The organism is Marinobacter salinus (genome assembly GCF_001854125.1).
GTDB classification, from domain to species: Bacteria; Pseudomonadota; Gammaproteobacteria; order Pseudomonadales; family Oleiphilaceae; genus Marinobacter; species Marinobacter salinus.
This window is the reverse complement of the sequence record NZ_CP017715.1, coordinates 727,639-747,120: the sequence shown is the minus strand read 5'-3', so window position 1 is coordinate 747,120 and position 19,482 is coordinate 727,639. Positions and strand designations below refer to the sequence as shown.

At 56.1% G+C, this 19,482-nt stretch carries 15 protein-coding genes; 3 read left to right on the top strand and 12 right to left on the bottom strand.

From position 1 onward, the window contains the following. Positions 1-30 precede the first annotated feature (30 nt). The 4 genes from BKP64_RS03475 to BKP64_RS03460 form a co-directional block, all read right to left on the bottom strand. Positions 31-1,056: an amino acid ABC transporter substrate-binding protein gene (locus BKP64_RS03475; RefSeq protein ID WP_070966079.1), complete on the bottom strand. Its 1,026-nt coding sequence runs from the start codon at positions 1,054-1,056 to the stop codon at positions 31-33. Between the two features lie 259 nt (positions 1,057-1,315). Beyond that, entirely contained in the window at positions 1,316-2,203 is an 888-nt protein-coding gene (locus BKP64_RS03470; RefSeq protein ID WP_070966077.1) for a hypothetical protein, read from the bottom strand. 24 nt (positions 2,204-2,227) lie between these two features. Beyond that, positions 2,228-3,436 (bottom strand): ABC transporter permease, encoded by a 1,209-nt coding sequence (locus BKP64_RS03465; RefSeq protein WP_198402639.1) that lies wholly within the window; start codon positions 3,434-3,436, stop codon positions 2,228-2,230. Then, entirely contained in the window at positions 3,433-4,185 is a 753-nt protein-coding gene (locus BKP64_RS03460; RefSeq protein ID WP_070966074.1) for an ABC transporter ATP-binding protein, read from the bottom strand. Before BKP64_RS03460 ends, BKP64_RS03465 begins: the two co-directional genes overlap by 4 nt. Before the next feature lie 246 nt (positions 4,186-4,431). On the opposite strand from BKP64_RS03460, the gene BKP64_RS03455 reads away from it, so the two are divergent. Further along, the gene (locus tag BKP64_RS03455) at positions 4,432-7,425 is read left to right on the top strand and encodes an LVIVD repeat-containing protein (RefSeq protein WP_070966072.1); all 2,994 of its coding nucleotides are present in this window, start codon (positions 4,432-4,434) and stop codon (positions 7,423-7,425) included. Between the two features lie 82 nt (positions 7,426-7,507). On the opposite strand, the gene BKP64_RS03450 is transcribed toward BKP64_RS03455, so the two are convergent. The 5 genes from BKP64_RS03450 to BKP64_RS03430 form a co-directional block, all read right to left on the bottom strand. Beyond that, positions 7,508-8,170, bottom strand: coding sequence for an OmpW/AlkL family protein (locus BKP64_RS03450; protein WP_070966070.1), 663 nt, complete (start codon positions 8,168-8,170; stop codon positions 7,508-7,510). A gap of 97 nt (positions 8,171-8,267) precedes the next feature. Further along, positions 8,268-9,509: an efflux RND transporter periplasmic adaptor subunit gene (locus BKP64_RS03445; protein WP_070966067.1), complete on the bottom strand. Its 1,242-nt coding sequence runs from the start codon at positions 9,507-9,509 to the stop codon at positions 8,268-8,270. Between the two features lie 107 nt (positions 9,510-9,616). Continuing rightward, positions 9,617-10,009, bottom strand: coding sequence for an acyl-CoA thioesterase (locus BKP64_RS03440; protein WP_070966066.1), 393 nt, complete (start codon positions 10,007-10,009; stop codon positions 9,617-9,619). A gap of 95 nt (positions 10,010-10,104) precedes the next feature. Next, complete coding sequence (locus tag BKP64_RS03435) at positions 10,105-11,691, bottom strand: PQQ-dependent sugar dehydrogenase (protein ID WP_070966063.1); 1,587 nt, start codon at positions 11,689-11,691, stop codon at positions 10,105-10,107. Between the two features lie 2 nt (positions 11,692-11,693). Beyond that, complete coding sequence (locus tag BKP64_RS03430) at positions 11,694-12,464, bottom strand: ferredoxin--NADP reductase (protein ID WP_070966060.1); 771 nt, start codon at positions 12,462-12,464, stop codon at positions 11,694-11,696. 143 nt (positions 12,465-12,607) lie between these two features. On the opposite strand from BKP64_RS03430, the gene BKP64_RS03425 reads away from it, so the two are divergent. Next, positions 12,608-13,489, top strand: coding sequence for a LysR substrate-binding domain-containing protein (locus tag BKP64_RS03425; protein ID WP_070966058.1), 882 nt, complete (start codon positions 12,608-12,610; stop codon positions 13,487-13,489). Between the two features lies 1 nt (position 13,490). Here the strand turns inward: BKP64_RS03425 and BKP64_RS03420 are convergent, their stop codons facing one another. Continuing rightward, positions 13,491-14,096 carry a MiaE family protein gene (locus BKP64_RS03420; protein ID WP_070966055.1) on the bottom strand — a complete coding sequence of 202 codons (606 nt, stop codon included), beginning with the start codon at positions 14,094-14,096 and terminating at the stop codon, positions 13,491-13,493. 200 nt (positions 14,097-14,296) lie between these two features. Between BKP64_RS03420 and acnB the strand changes: the two genes are divergently transcribed. After that, positions 14,297-16,891 (top strand): bifunctional aconitate hydratase 2/2-methylisocitrate dehydratase, encoded by a 2,595-nt coding sequence (gene acnB, locus BKP64_RS03415; RefSeq protein WP_070973529.1) that lies wholly within the window; start codon positions 14,297-14,299, stop codon positions 16,889-16,891. A gap of 74 nt (positions 16,892-16,965) precedes the next feature. Here the strand turns inward: acnB and BKP64_RS03410 are convergent, their stop codons facing one another. Continuing rightward, positions 16,966-17,712, bottom strand: coding sequence for a sulfite exporter TauE/SafE family protein (locus BKP64_RS03410; protein WP_070966052.1), 747 nt, complete (start codon positions 17,710-17,712; stop codon positions 16,966-16,968). A 190-nt stretch (positions 17,713-17,902) separates the two neighbouring features. Beyond that, on the bottom strand, positions 17,903-19,396 hold the full coding sequence (gene putP / locus BKP64_RS03405) for a sodium/proline symporter PutP (protein ID WP_070966050.1): 1,494 nt from the start codon (positions 19,394-19,396) through the stop codon (positions 17,903-17,905). Positions 19,397-19,482: the final 86 nt, after the last annotated feature.

Sequence of the window (19,482 nt, the reverse complement as noted above, 5' to 3'; positions counted from 1 at the left end):
ATGGGAACGCCCGCTGCGCGCTTTCAGGTCTTAACGAACGGGCGGGGCATACAGGACGCCACCGTCGGTCCAGAGCGCGTTGACACCGCGGTCCAGTCCAAGCGGGGTATCCGGGCCCACATTGCGGTCATACATTTCCGCGTAGTTACCCACGCCTTTGATGGCCGCGTAGCCGAAATCATCCGGCAGGCCAAGTTTTGCGCCCATGTCACCGTCGGTGCCCAGCAAACGCTGAACATTGGGGTTGTCAGATTTCAGCATGTCTTCCACGTTGGAACTGCTCACACCCAGCTCTTCCGCATTGATCTGAACAGCCAGAACCCACTTCACGATGTTGAACCACTGATCGTCGCCCTGACGGACAACAGGACCCAAGGGCTCTTTGGAAATCGTGTTCGGCAGGATCTTCGCAGAGTTCGGGTCCGACAGCTTGGAGCGCAGAGCCGCCAGCTGTGAGCGATCCGAAGTCAAAACATCGCAGCGGCCCGCTGCGAAGCCCTGAACGGTCTGCTCTGAGGTATCAAACACGATTGGCTTGAACTCCATACCCTTGGCACGGAAGTAGTCAGACAGGTTCAGCTCGGTGGTTGTACCCGACTGGATACAAATGGTCGCGCCGTCCAACTGGGTCGCGTCATCGACGCCAATACCCTTATTGATAAGGAAGCCTTGACCGTCGTAGTAGTTTACACCGGCGAAGTTGAGACCAAGAGATGCATCACGGGTCAGCGTCCAGGTGGTGTTCCGGGAAAGCATGTCAATTTCGCCGGACTGCAGGGCAGTGAAGCGTTCTTTGGCAGTCAAAGGGGTAAACTCAACAGCTTTCGGATCACCGAAAATAGCGGCAGCAACGGCCCGGCAGGTGTCGACATCAATTCCGGTCCAGTTGCCCTTTTCGTCAGGCTGGGAGAATCCGGGAAGACCACTGGTCACGCCACACTGAAGGTGACCTTTTTCCTTAACATTTTCGAGGGTTGTTGCCGCCATTACATTGGAGGCTGCAAATGAGCCCACGGCCAGTGCCATCCCCAGGGCAATCGATTTCGTCTTTTTCATTGTCTGTATCTCCGAACTTCAGTTGGTTACTTCATAACGACCATCAGCAAATTGCGAGCCATGCAAGCCAGGTTATTGAAGTTAATCATTTTTATTGAGCCTCTCGATCTCGCGGCATGCTCTGGCCAAATATAGCCATCAAACCAGCACCAATTTGGCGCATCCACCGCAGACCTCTGCCCCCTAACGAGGCACGTTGAAAGACCGTGCCATTACAAGGTAGAACAAAGTTCGATAAATGAACTAATTTTTACGAAAATTATTCGGAAGCATTCAACCCGTCAGGCTCTCGATAGGTCATCAGCCGCTTAAGCCAACCTTCGAGCCAGCGCTCTTTCTCGACAGGGTTTTCTGCGTTATTGGCACGGCGCGTCAGGATTTGTGCAGCAGCGTCCCGAAACTGCTCGAGAGGGGTTGTGTTGGAGGCCGACTCCATGGCCAGGAGTACTTGTAACAACCCCCAGCCCTGGCCGTGATATTGTTCGGTCGCTGACAGCCCTTCACCCTTGAAGTTGACGTAATCCATCAAGGCGTAAATGCCCCCTGGCGTTGAGCTAAGCGATGCCAGATCCTCCCTTATCTGCTCGCGCCGCTCCTCGGGTGCAGCCATCACAATTCTTGTAAGGGCTGCCTGAGCACGACGGAAAATAAACTCGGCCTGAAAACCCTGAGTAGTCGCGAGAAACTCCCGCAGCTCGATAACCTGATATGAGTCTTCTTCTTTCGCGAAGCCTGCCTTGTCCGGCCAGGGCGCGTCGAACGGATCCAACTCCTGGAGCCACTGGGGGACAGAGACTTGCTGCTCGCTCATGTACTGGATCAGTGGCGGAAAACTCTCAATGAAACGACCGTCGACATCCCGCGGATACCAGATGAAATGCCCTATCCCGAGGGACGGGAATGCCTCGCCGTCATTCCAGTGCACGAGGCATCGGTACTTTCCAGCGCATTCATTACGAAAAATCCGACGCCCAACCCACTCCAGCTCATCAGCGCTCAGGGACAGTGAAACCGACTCTTTGTGATCCTGAGCCGCAGCGCCTTCTGTTGTTCCGGTGTCCCGTTCCACCGTTTCGCCCCCGGAATCACAGCCCGCAGTCAGACATACGCAAGACAACAGAATCGGAACAAGCAATCCTCTCAGCAAGTGCCCACCTCATTACGTTGACAATCATTCATGGCGAAGCGCATCTATCGGGTTAAGCCGCGCGGCTTTCCGGGCCGGGAAGAAGCCGAAAATGATGCCTACAGCCACGGAAAACGAGAATCCGAGCATCATGACGCCCGGAGATAAAACAAAGGGCATGCCCAGTTGTGATGTCACCAGCCGGGTGCCTCCGATACCCAGCAAGAGGCCAACCAGTCCGCCCAGCGTTGAGAGCGCGATGGACTCAACCAGGAACTGGGTCATCACGTCCCTCGCTCGTGCCCCAATCGCAAGACGGATGCCTATTTCCCGGGTTCGTTCAGTGACCGATACCAGCATGATATTCATGATTCCAATACCGCCAACCAGGAGGCTGACAGCAGCAATAGCTCCGAGGAGAATCGTCATGGTATTCGTGGTACTCGCCAGGGCTTGCGCGATGTCCTGGGTATCCCTGACGTAGAAGTCATCGGCTTCACCTGGTTGAATACCACGGCGCTGGCGCAGCAGGGTTTCAATGTCAGTCTGCACCCGGCCAGTGGTGCCATCGGTCAGCGCGGAGACGTAAATAGCCTGAACGTCCAGCTCACCAACGAGGCGACGTTGAACGGCTTTAAGCGGCATGACAATGACCTTGTCCCGGTCTTGCCCCATGGACTCACCTTTTTCTTCGAGTACGCCAATGACCCGACAGGCTGTGCGCCCCACACGAAGCATCGTCCCCAGAGGCTCCTCGCCAAGGTACATCTCGTCGACCAGGGTCTGCCCAATGACACAAACTGCCGCCCCGGCTTTTAGCTCGCTGTCCTCAAAGCCCCTGCCGTAGTCAACTGAGTGGTTGCGAACCGAGAAATAGGCATTATTGGTGCCCACGACGGTTATGACTTCATTGGCATTACCAATTATGACCGTTACATTGGTTGTAAGCGCCGGGGCAACCAGAATATCGGGCACGTCAAGTGCAATGGCTTCCGCATCCGCAAGATCAAATGGTTCTGCGCTTGTGCGCAATCCCCCCGGTCCCCGACGAGCCGAGCCGGGCATGACAAAAAGCAGATTCGACCCGATGCTTGAGATCTCTTGGGTGACGCTTCTGGTGGCAGACTGCCCCAGGTGTACCATCGCTACGACACTTCCAACGCCGATAATGATGCCGAGCGTGGTCAGGAATGAACGCAACTTGTTGCGCGCAATCGCCTGCAAAGCCATTAGCAGGATATCCAGCACCCTCACCCCAGAACCTCCTGCGGTGTACCGTCCTTCACCAGACTGCCATCCTTGAAGTAAAGCACCCGATCTGCATATCGGGCTATCTCCGGCTCATGGGTCACCATAATGATCGTGATGCCCCGCTCTGCGCGGATTTTGACCAACTGAGCCATGACGTCGTTGGCCATAACGGTATCCAGATTGCCGGTTGGTTCATCCGCCAGTAATACCGGTGGCCGGGTCACCAAGGCCCTGGCAATCGCGACGCGTTGCTGCTGACCTCCGGACAGCTGAGCCGGTGTCGCCGATGCGCGATCAGCCAGCCCCACGACGCTCAGAGCTTCGAGCGCGAGCGCGCGGCGCCTGGCGCGCTTCATGCCCTCGTAAATCAAAGGCAGCTCAACATTCGCCAACGCACCGACCCGAGGCAGCAGATTGAAGCTCTGGAAAATAAAGCCCATGAAGTGGCGGCGGAGCAGTGCCAGCTCGTCCCTGTCGAGCTGGCCCACATTAACGCCGCGAAACAGGTACTCCCCGGATGAGGGAACATCAAGACAGCCCATAAGGTTCATGCAGGTGGACTTTCCCGAGCCACTGGGGCCCATAACAGCCACAAACTCACCATCGCGTATGGCCAGATCGACACCATTTAACGCCCTGACTTCGGCGGACCCCGAACCGTAAATCCTGAATATACGGTTCATCTGGATAATCGCCGGGCGCCCCCGCCCCCGCGGATTCTCGATATTTTCAGACTCACAGCCGATTGTCATTCCTTCCTTCCTGTCAGTGTTCTAACCCGCTTTAGTCGACTTTCCAGAAAGCCGGAATAACCTAACGCCACAATCGGGGCAGGCACTGGGCCAACTGTTATAACCGAAAAAACTCTGCTTAGAGTGAACATACTTTGATACGTATCAAATTCAAAAGACGATAGGAGTGAATAATTAATGATCAGCGTTGTGGCAGTACGCGATTTGATTAATCAAGGCTCGAAACGCGCCCAGGAGTATACAACTATGAGTCTCAGGCCCGGAACGTTATCAAAAGCAAACATCGGCATTGGTGTTTTTATTGGATTGTTATTAAGTGGTTGTGATGGCGGAAGTTCGTTAAGCGGAACTCCCACGGGGCAGGTAATTGAAGAAGCCTTCCTTTCAGAGAAGGCGGTTCAGATCGGTGGCGCGACGACGGCAGCGGCGCGCGCCGACATGGGAGATACCGTTTGGGCGGTCTACAACATGGCCAACCGCCTGGCCATGACACCGATTCAGACTACCGCAGGCGCGGTGCATGAAATCGAGTTGGAAAGCTTTATCCAGGATATTCTGGTGGTTCCCTACGAAGGCCGCACTTACGCTTTGGCGGCCGTTCGGGAGTCAGGCATTGCGGTGGTGGACATCACCAACCCTGCTGCGATGCAGGTCCTGCACACCACCCCAATCAATTACTATCAAGACGGCATCACTTACGCCGAAGGCGGCGGAGATCTCGTGCCCGACGTCATTATCGAGGGCCACGGCTTTATCAAGTCCCTGGAAACCGACGGAACAGATCTCTGGATTGCAGACGAAAGCTTTGGCATTCACCGCACCGCTCTTTCCAATCTTCTGACAGCGACACCCGTGACAGAGGATGATGGAACCCTCAAAATCGACGCTGAGACTTATACCCTCCAGTATTCGGGAGAGCATCCCTGGGGCGCTCCCGCCGATCTGCAATTGCACAGCGATGGGCGTCTTTATGCCGCAATAGGCTTCCTTGGTCTGGGCATCTATGACCCCGACACGCTCGAACGAGTGGGCTACTACAACCTCTATACTGACGATTCCGTGACAGAGGACTGGTTCCTCGGAATGGATGTCGATAGTGAGGTACAGCCAGGGTTTATTGACCCCGATACCGGCATGCCCGATTACAACCAGGCCTCCTTCGAAATCCAGTCAGTCTGGCATGACGGTGTTGATGCCCCCACGCCGTGGGCGGACTTCGACCGTTACGGCAAGTACTACTACAAGGCCAATGCTCTGGACGTAGAAACCTACGGGCCGGAGGGCAGTGAGCGCACCACTGTTTATATGGCCTACGGCCTGGCCGGCATTGTCGCCATTGACGTAAACCCGACTGACGCAGCCACCAGCTATCTGGGATACGCTCCAGCGGTGCCCGCCCATGGTCCGGACGAGCCAACAGGGCAGCAGTCCCAAAGCCTGTTCCCCTACTTCGGGGTGGGCATGCTGAAGGAGGCAGGCGTCATTGACGTTGAGGCCGACCTGGCCAACAACCGGGTGTTTTACGCCGACCATTTTGCCGGCCTGGTTGCGCTTGATGGCGCTGATTCGCCGGAGGCCAACTGGCAGCAGGGGGGAGGCAACTTTGATAACGATGATAACCCCTTACTCCACTGGCCAGACTATGAGTTCGTGACTTCCTACGACATGGGCGCCTGGAACCCGGACGATAACGAGTCCCTGCCCATCTGGATGTACGAGGCCCCGAGCCTGTTGGTGTCCGGCGAAGTCAGCGGCCACGGCAACGCTCTATTCCTGATGCCCACGCTCAGCGCTGCTACCGATGGCGTGGACGTCGTCCAGGCGACGGGCGCAGGTGGTCTTAACTTCATGGACCTTGGCGATCTGACCACCGGCAGCACGGACATGGCCTCCAAGTTCACTGTGCCAGCCTATTTTGCCAGTACCACAGAAACCTTCGCAGACGCTGGAGGGTCGCCCACCTCGCCCCTGGCGATTGGCCACACCCAGGGCGTCGCAACCACTGGACACTACCTGTATCTGGCGGATGGGCCCCACGGCATGAGCGTTTGGAAAATTGCCGATGCCAACGGCAATGCAATGGATGAGCCCCATGTGGTCGCCAACACCGTGGTGGATGAATACGAGGTCGACAATCCCGATGGCTCGACCGTGTTCCCGACGCCCCATGCCTACAATGTTATCCTGAGTGAAGATGACAGCGTAGCCAACGTCATGTCACAGAGCCTCGGCCTTCGCCGTGTAGACATCAGCTCCGCGGAAGCCGGTCAGGGCGTGCCAGGGGCACCCATGCTGCTGACCCCACAACCGTCGGACTTTTATGAGCACAATCTCGATTCCGGCTCATACGGCGGCATCAAGCGACAGGATCACGCCTACGACGTTGATTTCCATGGCGACTATGCCGTTGTCGCAGATGGCAGCAACGGTTTGACCGTTTATGATATGACCATGAATCCGGCGGATGGCTCCGGCAATCATGTGGTCGCCAACCTGGGTGCCGCGAGCGGTAATCCGCTCCTTGGTCGCGCGTCCGGCGTCGAACTCTGGACCAACCCTGCCGATGGAAAAATCTACGCCTTCGTCGCCTCGGGGCACTCTGGTATTGCAGTCGTCGATATGACCGAGCTACTGGTTGACGGCATAGCGCCGGGAATGGAACTGGTCAAGATCTTCCAGCCGATCAAGATTGAGGAAGAACTGGACGGATCCGTCCATATAGGCAAGGCGGACAGCCGCAGCGTTGATGTGGATGTCATCGGGAACCATGCGTACTTCAGTTACGGTGGGTTTGGCCTGCTGGCATACAGCATCGACGACCTTCTGGAGCCGCTGCCTGCTGGCGTCGATCCGACCAAGATCTGGACCATGGGTGGCTCAGGCGGCGGCGGTGGTGGCTATGACTACCGCCCTGAGGCCGTCGCCCAGTACCGGCTCCAGACAGAGCCCGGGCTGGAGGATTCCGATCCGGAAGCGCTGTACATGACGCCCCAGTACTTCCCGGCCAACAAGCTGCTGATCGACGGCGAAGGTCGTTGGTTTACCCTCGACGAACCCAAGCTGCTGTTCTATGTTGCCTATGGCGAAGCAGGGGTAGCCAAACTGGATTGGAGTGATCCCGCCAACCCCATACTGATGGAACATCAGCAAACCGTCGGTGAGGCGACAGGAACTGCCATCGCTCATGGGCGGGTCTATGTAGCCGACGGCGGCGGTGGCCTGGTTATATTCCGACCTTAACCACTCTGCACTGTATAAAAAAAGGCCGGGAATATCCCGGCCTTTTCTTTGCATCCCTCAGGACTTCAAAACAACGTTTTTTTCAGAACCTGTAGCCCGCACTGAGTGTAAATATCACCGGATCAACGTCCAGTTCGATATCTTCATCGACCGCACCGTCGAAATCCGCAGTGGGGTTCAGGTCGATGTAACGCAGATCAAAACTCACCATCAGATTGCTCGGAAACGCCATTTCAACACCGGCAACCGCGGTGAGGTCCACTGAATCCTCAAAATCCACCGCGAGCCCGGTTACCTTCATGTCTTCATCATAGAACCGGGTGTAAGCCACACCAGCACCAACGTAGGGAGTCACCGCGGAGTAATCATTCAGGTAAAAGTTGATCGTCAGTGACGTGGGAATTTCCTTAACCTCGGCAAGCGTACCCAGGCCAAGGGCTTTCAATCGGCTGTTGCCCTCCAGGTCATGCTGATATGGGAAAGAACTTGTCAGTTCTATGGCCGAATAGTCACTTAGATAGTAAGCGGCGGATGCACTCAAAGTGACAGCATCATCCAACTGGACGCCACTTCTGGAAATGGAACTGAAGCTGTCACTGCCAGAATCCGTATCCATTGCGCTGATACCGGCGCGAACGACTAGATCCCCGGCCCCGGCCATTACCGGCTGACTGATAGCCCCCACACCCATAGCTGCGATTAAAACCTTGCACTGCAGGCTGCTGCCCAACGATCTCTTCTTCATGGTTCCTCTCCTATGGAGCTTCCTGAATCCGAAAAAACACCTCCTCCAGTGTAAGTATTCACGAACAGCATCCTTTGACGAGCATCAAACAAACTGATCAATCCTCGATCCTTCCGGTCACCACTTCCTGACCCTGCTTGAGTTCATCACTCAACACTTCTGTGTAGCGACCATCGGTGTATCCCGTGCGCAACAACACTCTTTGGGGCTCGCCCTCATTCAGTACCCACACTGTGTTGGACGAGCCCGAAGCACTCCCGTTACTGCCGCCGCGAGGACGACTGAACAACCCGCCCCCCTCCTCTCTCGCAGAAGGAGGCGTATAACGAAAGGCAATATTGGGTACCCGTAACGCCTGTTGCCGCACACCAGTGGTAATTGTAGCCGTTGCTGTCATGCCAGGCTGCAGGAGATGATCCCGGTTATCGACCGCCAACTCAGTGGTATAGGTAACCACGTTGTTCTCAACAGTCGCGTAGAGGTGCACTTTGGTCACCGCAGCCTCAAACTCTCTTCCTGGCCAAGCATCCACGGTAAAGGTAGCCGGCTGTCCTGCCTTGACCAAACCCACGTCGGCCTCATCCATGGAAACATGCAATTCCATTTGCCCGAGGTCTTCAGCCAGCAAAAAAAGCACGGGGGTCTGGAAGTTTGCGGCTACCGTGTTGCCCGGTTCGACACTGCGCTGAAGAACCACACCATCAATCGGCGACGTGATTACCGCCTTTTCAAGGCGTGTGCGAGCCTGGGACACTGCCGCCTCTGCCTGGTCCACCGTTGCCCGGGAATAGGCGATCCGCGCTTCGGCGCGCTTCCGGGTGGCCTCCGCCTTGTCAAGATCAGCCTGAGGCGCAGTCCCCCTGACAACCAGCGACTGAGTCCGAAGCTCATCTGTCCGGGCTTCGTCCAACGTTGCTTCGGCTTCCGCCAGGGATGCCCTGGCCAGCGCCAACCCGGCTTCCGCCTGTTGCAGGCCAACCTCAAGCTCCTCAGTGTCAAACAATGCAAGAACCTGCCCCTTCAGGACTTCGTCGTTCTCTTCAACCAGGACATCTGCAATAAGCCCGGAAATTTCGGCACCGACTGAGACTTCACTTTTGGGCTGGAGGTTGCCCGTCGCTGTGGCCGTAAGCACCATATCCGCGCGGTCCAAGGCCTGTGTCTGCCATCGGACCTCGGCCTCCGAAGGCCATAGCCACCACACCAGCGCCCCTAACAGGGTCAGGCCAACAGCAACCCATACCCCCCGGCTTAGCCGGCCACGGGTGCGTTCGGAACGAATCACGGCGTTCACCTCTTCTGCCATTTTCTGCAGAGCAGGATCGTTTTCATCTTCCATTAATCCGATTCCTCAAAACCGGTAAACCCAAAACCAATTTAGCGTTCTTCGGGCGGTTGGCAGAGCTTCAGACCGCAAAGCGCAGGTAGCTCAATCTGCAGAATACATCACGAAACCAGGTGTTCAGTGAGCTTGGCCCGAATGTCATCCGGAATGGGCAAAGCCTTCTCAGTGTCATAATCGAAATGAATCAATACAGCAACACCACGGGCAATCTGTTTTCCGTTTTGCCAGGCTTCCTGAATAACGTGAAATGACGAATTCCCAATCTTACCGACACCGGTCCGAACGGTAACCGGCATCTGCCAGTAACTCTGGGCCATGAGATCAATCTCCAGCCGGGCAATGATCAGTGGCCAGGTGTTCACATCAAGACTAGGGTGGAAAATCTGGAAAATGGGTGTGCGCCCCTGTTCAAACCATACGGGCAGTGTAGTGTTGCTGATGTGACCGAGTGCATCGGTATCACTGAAGCGGGGTTCAATTTCAAGCTCAAACATCGCGACTCTCCTGTTTTCGAAAGCGCGATACTATACACCCTCCCACGCGCCGCACCCACTGAGAAACCGGCGTGCCAGACTTGCTAAAGTAGCTCTCAGGGCTTGGGCGACACTCTCAGAATTCGCCCAGCCAGATTATCCGTCAACAGATAGAGAGCACCATCCGGGCCTGTAACCACATCCCGGATCCGCTCATCCAGGTCAGCAAACAGGGTTTCGATGTCTCGGGCCTGCCCGCCATCAAGTTCAATTCGGTGCACACTTCGATCCGCCAGCGCCCCCACCAGCAGGTTTCCCTGCCACTCGGGAAACAGATTGCCCCGGTAACGGGTCATTCCGGAAGGTGCAATGGACGGTGTCCATTGCAATACAGGTTGTTCCATCCCCTCGCTCTCAGTAAATGGCGATACCAAGGCGCCAGTGTAATCCCGCCCGAAGGTAATAACCGGCCACCCGTAGTTTTTACCCGGCTCAATAATATTGATCTCATCACCTCCCCGGGGACCATGCTCATGGGCAATCAGCAGATCCTCGACAGGATCGTATATCAGGCCTTGCACATTACGATGCCCATAACTGAAGATTTCCGGGCGGGCTTCCTCCCGATCAAGGAATGGGTTGGTTTGTGGCACCGAACCATCAGGCCGGAGACGCACAATGCTGCCGAGATGATTGGAAAGGACCTGAGCCTGTTCCCGGTAATCAAAACCGTCCCCCAGAGTGATCACCAGTGACCCATCCGGAAGAAATGCCATTCGCCCACCATAGTGTGCATTGCCCCGCTTGGCAGGTTGGGCCCTGAAAATCTCGGTCACACCAACGAGTTCCCGTTCATTCAATTTGCCACGCGCCACGCACAGATGATTGGCTGTAGCCGATCCGCAAGCATAGGAAAGAAAGACCAGGGAATCAGCGGCAAACTGCGGGGAAAGCATTACGTCAAATAAACCTGCCTGCCCCGAACTGAAAACCGTCGGCACCCCCTGTATAGCCTGAGGTTCAAGGCGACCTTCCGGCGACATGAGGCGTAAACGCCCGGAGCGCTCGGTAACCAGAGCGCCACCATCAGGCAGAAAGGCCAGGGACCAGGGGTGCTCAAGTCCCTCGGCAAGCACCTTTACCTGATAGCTCCCCGGCGACTCAGCCCGGGCTTGAGCAACGGGCCAGATCACCCCGGCGCTCAAAAGGAGAACAAGCGCCGGACCCATGGCATAGCCTCCCACTGAACGCCTGTTGCTCGCGGTCAGCCAGGCAAACAGCCAGCCTGAAAGTGCTGCGGTAAACAACATGGCGATCAATCCATCCGGGGTGCGAGTTGCGGCAATCAGTGTAGGCATGGGCGCCAACGCATTAACGGACGTGAATGTCACCCACAAACCCACCGCTGCTGCGAGCGCATAGAAAGGTGCCCTCACCCCCAGCCTCAGCAATCGGAGCAGCGCCGCCGCGACCAACACGGAAAAAAGGAAACTGACGCCAAACATCACCGCATAAAGTGGCGCAAAATGAAGCAGGTCCTGAAATGTCGCAGACAACCGGACGCCAATGCCGATACTCACACCAAGCTCTTGCAACGCAAGCAGGTTAAACTGGGTCTGCACCACGCTGCCCAGAATCACACCTGTTATAACGGCCACAACAAAGCCTGCGGCTATGCGTTTCCTTCGGCGCCCGTCGGTCATAATCACTGCTCGACAAAAGCTCGCTCAATGACAAAGTGACCCATGTCGCCACCCCGGGCTTCTTTGAAACCCATGTTATTGAGAATAGCGCAGGTATCCTTGAGCATGCTCGGGCTGCCGCAAATCATGAAACGGTCATTTTCGAGATCGAAATCCGGCAAGCCGAGATCTTTGGTGATCTTGCCACTTTCCATCGCATCCGTCAGGCGGCCCTGATTACGAAATTCTTCGCGGGTCACCGTCGGATAGTATTCCAGCTTGCCTTTAACCATCTCACCGAAGAACTCATTCTCTGGCAGGTCTTCAATTTCCTGCTGGTACGCAAGTTCAGACACATATCGCACGCCATGAGTCAGGATGACTCTATCAAAGGCCTCGTATACTTCCGGATCCTTGATGATACTCATAAACGGCGCCAGGCCAGTACCGGTGCTAATCAGCCAAAGGTTCTTGCCGGGCAGCAGGTTATCAAGAATAAGCGTTCCCGTCGGCTTTCGGCTGACAAGTATTTCGTCGCCAACCTGGATTCTCTGAAGCCGTGAAGTCAGAGGCCCGTCCTGAACCTTGATAGAGAAGAACTCAAGCTCTTCTTCGTAGTTGGCGCTGGCGATGCTATAGGCGCGCATCAGGGGCTTACCCTCGGTCTCGAGACCAATCATCACAAAATGACCGTTTTTAAAACGGAATCCCGGATCCCGACTTGTCTTGAAGCTGAACAGGGTATCGTTCCAGTGATGGACGCTGGTGACCGTTTCTTTAATCAGGTTGCTCATGTAAACCTCGTGCCCGTTCAAATCGCTTTTTACTGCGACTGTTTCGATTTGGATTGCGTTAAGTCTAACCCAGGACTAATCTATCGGGAAAATGGGATATTCTCATAACCTTATTCGGATTAATCGATTAAGAGCATTTTCAGATGAAATACAGTTTTCGCCAGCTTGAAGTTTTTCTCGCCGCAGCACATTTCCAGAACATTACTCGCGCGGCAGATTCACTTGCGATGTCCCAGTCGGCTGCCAGCAGCGCCCTGAAAGAGCTGGAAAACCAGTTTGATATCCAACTGTTCGACCGCGTGGGCAAGCGCCTTCAGCTTAACGAGCTCGGCAGGCTTTACCGGCCGAAGGTCGAGGCCGTTCTGGCTCAAGCCAACGAACTGGAACAGGCGCTGAGCGAACACACAGAAGTTGGTGCGTTAAAGGTCGGAGCCACGCTCACCATTGGGAACTATTTGGCTGTGGGCGTTATGGCCCAATACATGAATACCCCTACTCATCCGCGAGTATCTCTTGAAGTTGCCAATACGAGCACGATTGCGCGCCGGGTCAAAGATTTCGAACTCGACATCGGACTGATTGAGGGCGAACTGCAGTCCTCCGAACTGGAGGTACTGCCATGGAGAGGCGATGAACTGGTTGTCTTCTGCTCCCCTACCCATCCACTGGCCCGGAAAAAGTCATTGACCGATGAGGACCTGCGCGCAGCAACCTGGGTCATGCGGGAGCAGGGCTCCGGCACCCGGCAAAGCTTTGAGCGAGGTATGCACGGGCTGCTGCCGGATCTCAATGTACTGCTTGAGCTTGAACATACCGAAGCGATCAAACGGGCAGTGGAAGCCGACCTCGGCATCGGCTGCCTGTCTGAAGTGGTACTGGCCGATGCGTTCAAACGAGGAAGCCTTGTCCCTCTGTCTGTCCCGGAATACCGGCATTTCGACCGGCAGTTCTATTTTATCCTGCACAAGCAGAAATATCGCAGCGCGGGCATTGATGCCTGGATGCAGCTTTGCCGGCAGCTATAGATTATTGGACGGGGCCGCTGTGAAAGCGGAATTCAGTATCGGGTTCCAGAATCAAACACTGCTCAATGTCGAGGAACTGCTGAACCCGTTCGTCGACGGAGCCTCCATTCGCCTGCTCGGCCAGTTTCAGGTAATCCTGATAATGGCGGGCCTCGGATTTCAGCAGGCTGCTGTAGAAGTCTGCCAGCTTGTCATCCAGGAACGGAGCCAGAGCCGCAAACCGTTCGCAGGAACGGGCCTCGATAATAGCTCCGACAATGAGCACATCAATCAAACGACCCGGATCCTCAAGACGCACTTCCCGCCTCAAACCTGCGGCATAACGCGCGGGCGTCAGGTGGCCATATTCCACGCCGCGCTGGTTCATGATCGCCAGAACCTGCTCGAAATGGCGCAACTCTTCACGAGCCAGACGGGACATTTTGTTCAGCAGGTTGTTGTTGTCCACATAGCGGTACATCAGACTCAGTGCCGTTGACGCCGCCTTTTTCTCGCAATGGGCATGGTCGATAAGCATCAGGTCCTGATTGGCCAGGGCGTTGTCAATCCATTGCTGTGGGGTACGACAAGGCAGGAAGTCGTGAATCTCTTGGAGGGCTTCGATCATGTTGGCATCTGGGTCGTTCAAAAGTGAGACGCGATTATATCGCACTTAACAGATCTCTCCGACCTCTGTCCAACTTAACTTTGTAAGGGGTTTCCTATAGAATGCAGCGCCAGTTTAAGGCCTTTCCGCCGTAAAACTCCCGCTGGGCATTGGAGCCCTTAAAACGCGGGACATTCCAACTGAAGATGAGGGTCCATATCGTGTTAGAAGCCTATCGTGAACACGTAGCCGAACGTGAAGCTCTGGGTATTCCTCCCAAGCCTCTGAACGCCGAGCAGACTGCGGCTCTGGTTGAGCTGCTCAAGAACCCGCCTGCTGGCGAAGAAGAAACTCTCGTTTATCTTCTGGAAAACCGTATTCCGCCGGGTGTGGACGAAGCCGCCTACGTCAAGGCCGCTTTCCTGACTGCGATCGTAAAGGGTGAAGCCAGTTCTCCCCTGCTGACCAAGCAGAAAGCGGTTGAGTTGCTGGGCATGATGCAGGGCGGTTACAACATCGCCACCCTGGTAGACCTCCTGGACGATGCTGAGCTGGCAGAACTGGCCGGTGAAAAGCTCAAGCGTACTCTGCTGATGTTCGATGCCTTCAACGACGTGAAGGAAAAGATGGACGCTGGCAACGCCGTTGCCAAGGCCGTTGTTGAGTCCTGGGCCAACGCAGAATGGTTCACCAACAAGAAAAAAGTTCCGGAAAGCACCAAAATGGTGGTGTTCAAGGTTACTGGCGAAACCAACACTGACGACCTGTCTCCCGCTCCCGATGCCTGGTCCCGTCCGGACATCCCGCTGCACGCCCGCGCTGCCTATAAAATGGAACGCGACGGCCTGAAGCCGGAAGAGCCCGGTGTCACTGGCCCGATGAGCCAGATCGACGAAATCAAATCCAAGGGCCTGCCCGTTGCCTTCGTTGGTGACGTGGTCGGTACCGGCTCCTCACGTAAGTCGGCCACCAACTCCGTACTGTGGTTCTTCGGTGACGACGTTCCGGGCGTACCGAACAAGCGTGCCGGCGGCGTGTGCATCGGTAACAAGGTTGCTCCGATCTTCTTCAACACCATGGAAGACGCTGGCGCCCTGGTATTCGAAGCACCGGTTGACGATCTGAACATGGGCGACGTGATCGACATCCGCCCGTACGAAGGCAAGATCCTGAACGAAGCTGGTGAAACCATCTCCGAGTTCGGCTTCAAGTCCGACGTGATTCTGGACGAAGTTCAGGCCGGCGGCCGAATCCCGCTGATCATCGGCCGTGGTCTGACCGCCAAAGCCCGTGCCGCACTGGGCCTCGGCGCCACCGACATCTTCCGTCTGCCGAAAGACCCGGAAGCCGGAACCAAGGGCTTCACCCTGGGCCAGAAGATGGTCGGCAAGGCTTGTGGCCTGGAAGAAGGCCAAGGCGTTCGCCCTGGCACCTACTGCGAGCCGCACATGACCACCGTGGGTTCCCAGGACACAACCGGCCCGATGACCCGTGACGAGCTGAAAGACCTGGCATGTCTGGGCTTCCAGGCAGACTTGGTCATGCAGTCGTTCTGCCACACCGCGGCCTACCCGAAACCGGTCGACGTGGAAATGCAGCACACCATGCCAGACTTCATCCAGACCCGTGGCGGTGTCGCCCTGCGTCCGGGTGACGGCATCATCCACTCCTGGCTGAACCGCATGCTGCTGCCGGACACGGTCGGTACTGGTGGCGATTCTCACACCCGTTTCCCGATGGGCATCTCCTTCCCGGCCGGTTCTGGCCTGGTTGCCTTTGCCGCAGCCACTGGCGTTATGCCGCTGGACATGCCTGAATCCGTCCTGGTGCGTTTCAAGGGCGAAATGCAGCCCGGTATCACCCTGCGTGACTTGGTCCATGCCATCCCCCTTTACGGCATCAAGCAGGGCCTGCTAACCGTTGAGAAGAAAGGCAAGATCAACGAATTCTCTGGCCGCATCCTGGAAATCGAAGGCCTTGAGCACCTGACCGTTGAGCAGGCGTTCGAGCTGTCCGACGCTTCCGCTGAGCGTTCCGCTGCCGGTTGTACCATCAACCTGTCAGAAGAGTCCGTTGCCGAGTACCTGCGCTCCAACATCACCATGCTGCGCTGGATGATTGCCGAAGGTTACGGCGATCCGCGTACCCTCGAGCGTCGCGCCAAGCAGATGGAAGAGTGGATTGCTGATCCGAAGCTGATGCGTGCCGACAAGGATGCCGAGTACGCCCACGTGGTGGAAATCGACCTGGCCGAAATCAAGGAGCCGATCGTGTGCTGCCCGAACGACCCGGATGATGCCCGTACACTGTCAGAAGTGGCCGGCGACAAGGTGGACGAAGTCTTCATCGGCTCTTGCATGACCAACATTGGTCACTTCCGAGCTGCTGGCAAGCTGCTGGCGCAGAACAAAGAGCCCCTGAAAACCCGCCTGTGGATGTCTCCGCCCACCAAGATGGACCAGGCCCAGCTGATGGAAGAGGGCTACTTCAACATCTACGGCACGGCTGGTGTCCGCACCGAAATGCCAGGCTGCTCCCTGTGCATGGGCAACCAGGCGCGGGTGGCCGCCAAGAGCACCGTGCTGTCCACCTCCACCCGTAACTTCCCCAACCGCCTGGGTGACGGTGCCAACGTGTACCTGACCTCCGCGGAACTGGCGGCGGTTGGTGCGGTGCTTGGCAAACTCCCCTCCGCCGAGGAATACATGGAGTACGCCAAGGACCTGAACAGCATGTCGAAAGAGATCTACAAGTATCTCAACTTCGACCAGATGGAGAACTACACCAAGAAGGCCTCTGAAGCGAACGTTGCGTAAACTTCAAACCTTTCTGGTATAGCTTCATCAGAAACGCCAGCCCTCCGGGCTGGCTTTTTTTTTGCTATTTTTTGCTAATAGAGCACAAGCCTTATCAGAATTGCAGCTACCATCACCAGCGTAATCCACTTCACCCATTGAGCACCCTGTGCGCTCATGTTCACCCGCGCCGCAATAAAGGCTCCGGTGATGTTCCCGGCTGCCAGGGTCAACCCTACGCCCCAGCGTACATGGCCGCTGAACGCAAAAACGAGAAGCGCAGCAAAGGTGAATAGCAGGACAATGGAAACCTTGAGGACGTTCACCTGGCGTAAATCGATTTTCAGCATGTGGTACAGAACCACAATGAAGAGCACGCCCACGCCCACCTGAATGAAACCGCCATACACGCCAATGATGAACATCGCCACATAGATGGCGGGCCCGAGACGATCCGTCGTTAATGGCCTGGTATCCAGCCTCGGCTGGGGCAACAGCATAAATACGGAGGCGCCGATCATGGCTGCCACGAGCACAAACCGGAACACCGCATCCGGCACCTGGGTTGCTACCCATGCCCCCAGCAGGGAACCAAAAACCGCCGGGATCGCGAGATGCAGGCTGACCATAAGATTACCATGGCCCATACGATGGAAGCTGCTGACCGCCGTCACGCTCTGCAGTGTGATAGCAACCCGGTTTGTGCCATTGGCTACTTGCGGCGGCAGGCCGAGGAACATCAGTAAGGGCAGCGTGAGCATGGAGCCGCCGGCGGAAAGGACGTTGATAAATCCGGCGATACCGCCAATCGACAACAGTGCCAGGACCTCGGGAACTGTCATTCAACCTGCTCCCTAGCAATGGAGTACTCTCTGCTCATTCTGATCACCATGGTCTCTCGAGTCTCTGGTTTACTACTCATCCGGTTAATGCCCACGCCGCACCAATCGGGCGGATGTGCAAAAAAAAGGCTCCCCGAAGGGAGCCTTTTTCAACATGGAACCGGCGGAATACACCGCCGGCTAGCACATGTTACGGCAGGTTATGATAGCGGGCCTTAATTGCCTTATCAAAGCCTTCCAGGATCTTCGCGTGTGGCGCGTCACCAAACTTGGAGACGAGCACGATCGCAATCGTGGCAAAGATGAAGCCCGGGATAATCTCATACAGGTCGAGAAGACCACCAGACATATTGCCCCAGACTACAACCGTCACACCACCAACGATGATACCGGCGATAGCACCGTTACGGGTCATTTCACGCCAGAACAGTGACAGTATCAGAGCGGGACCAAAGGCCGCGCCGAAGCCTGCCCAGGCATAGGACACCAGTTCCAATACCTTGCTGTCTGGGTTCAAACCCAGGATACAGGCAATAACCGCGATACCAACAACCGCAAACCGACCAACCCAGACGAGTTCTTCCTGGGACGCTTCCTTGCGGAAGAGCGCCTTGTAGAAGTCTTCGGCCAGCGCAGAGGAAGACACGAGCAGCTGTGAATCGGCGGTACTCATGATGGCAGCAAGAATGGCCGCGAGCAGGATACCAGCAATAACCGGATGGAACAGTGCATCAACCAGGAGCATGAAGGCACGCTCGCCATCATCCAGAGGCGTATCAAAGTAACCGATCGCTGCAAAGCCACACAGAAGGGCGCCAAGCAGACCCAGGCCGCTCCAGATCACCGCGATGCGGCGGGCCGCCGGAACGTCGTCTTCGCTGCGAATGGCCTTGAAACGTGCCAGGATATGCGGCTGACCGAAGTAACCCAGACCCCAGCCAAGAAGGGAGAGAATGGACAGGATACCCAGAGCTTTGCCGTCGGTACCGGTGAAAGCATCAAGGAACTCAGGGTTCTTTGCCTCCATTGCGACTGTGGTCGCAGACCAGCCTCCGTCCGCATTGATAGCCATGATCGGAACCAGCAGCAATGCGGCGAACATCAGCAGACCCTGAATAACATCCGTCCAGGTTACCGTCAGGAAGCCACCGAAGAAGGTGTAAGAAACAACGGCGATGGTACCTACGATCACCGCGACGGTGTAATCAAGGCCAAACACGGTTTCAAACAGTTTTCCACCGGCAACCAGACCTGAGCTGGTGTAGAACAGGAAGAACATCAGGATAAAGAACGCACTCACCACGCGCAGGATACGACTGGTATCATGAAAGCGGTTCTCGAAGTAAGATGGCAGCGTCAGCGAGTCGCCTGCAGCCAGTGAGTATGTCCGAAGACGGCTCGCCACAAATAGCCAGTTAAGCCAGGTACCTGCCAACAGGCCAACGGCGATCCAGATGGCCTCGTAACCGGCTGCATAGGCATAACCGGGAAGCCCCAGAAGGAGCCAACCACTCATGTCGGACGCACCGGCACTGATCGCAGATGGCAGGGGGCCAAGACTACGGCCGCCCAGGATGTAATCGGAAAGGTTTGAAGTACGCTTCCAGGCAACATAGCCGATGCCAAGCATCAACAGTATGTAGGCCAGGAAAGTAATACTTATCCCTACACTGTTTCCTATCATTTTCGTTTTCTCCCCGTGCGCTATCTGGGTTGGTTGTTATTGGCTTTGGAACGGCTCTCCTTCTCCACCCTGCAAACAGGATGAGA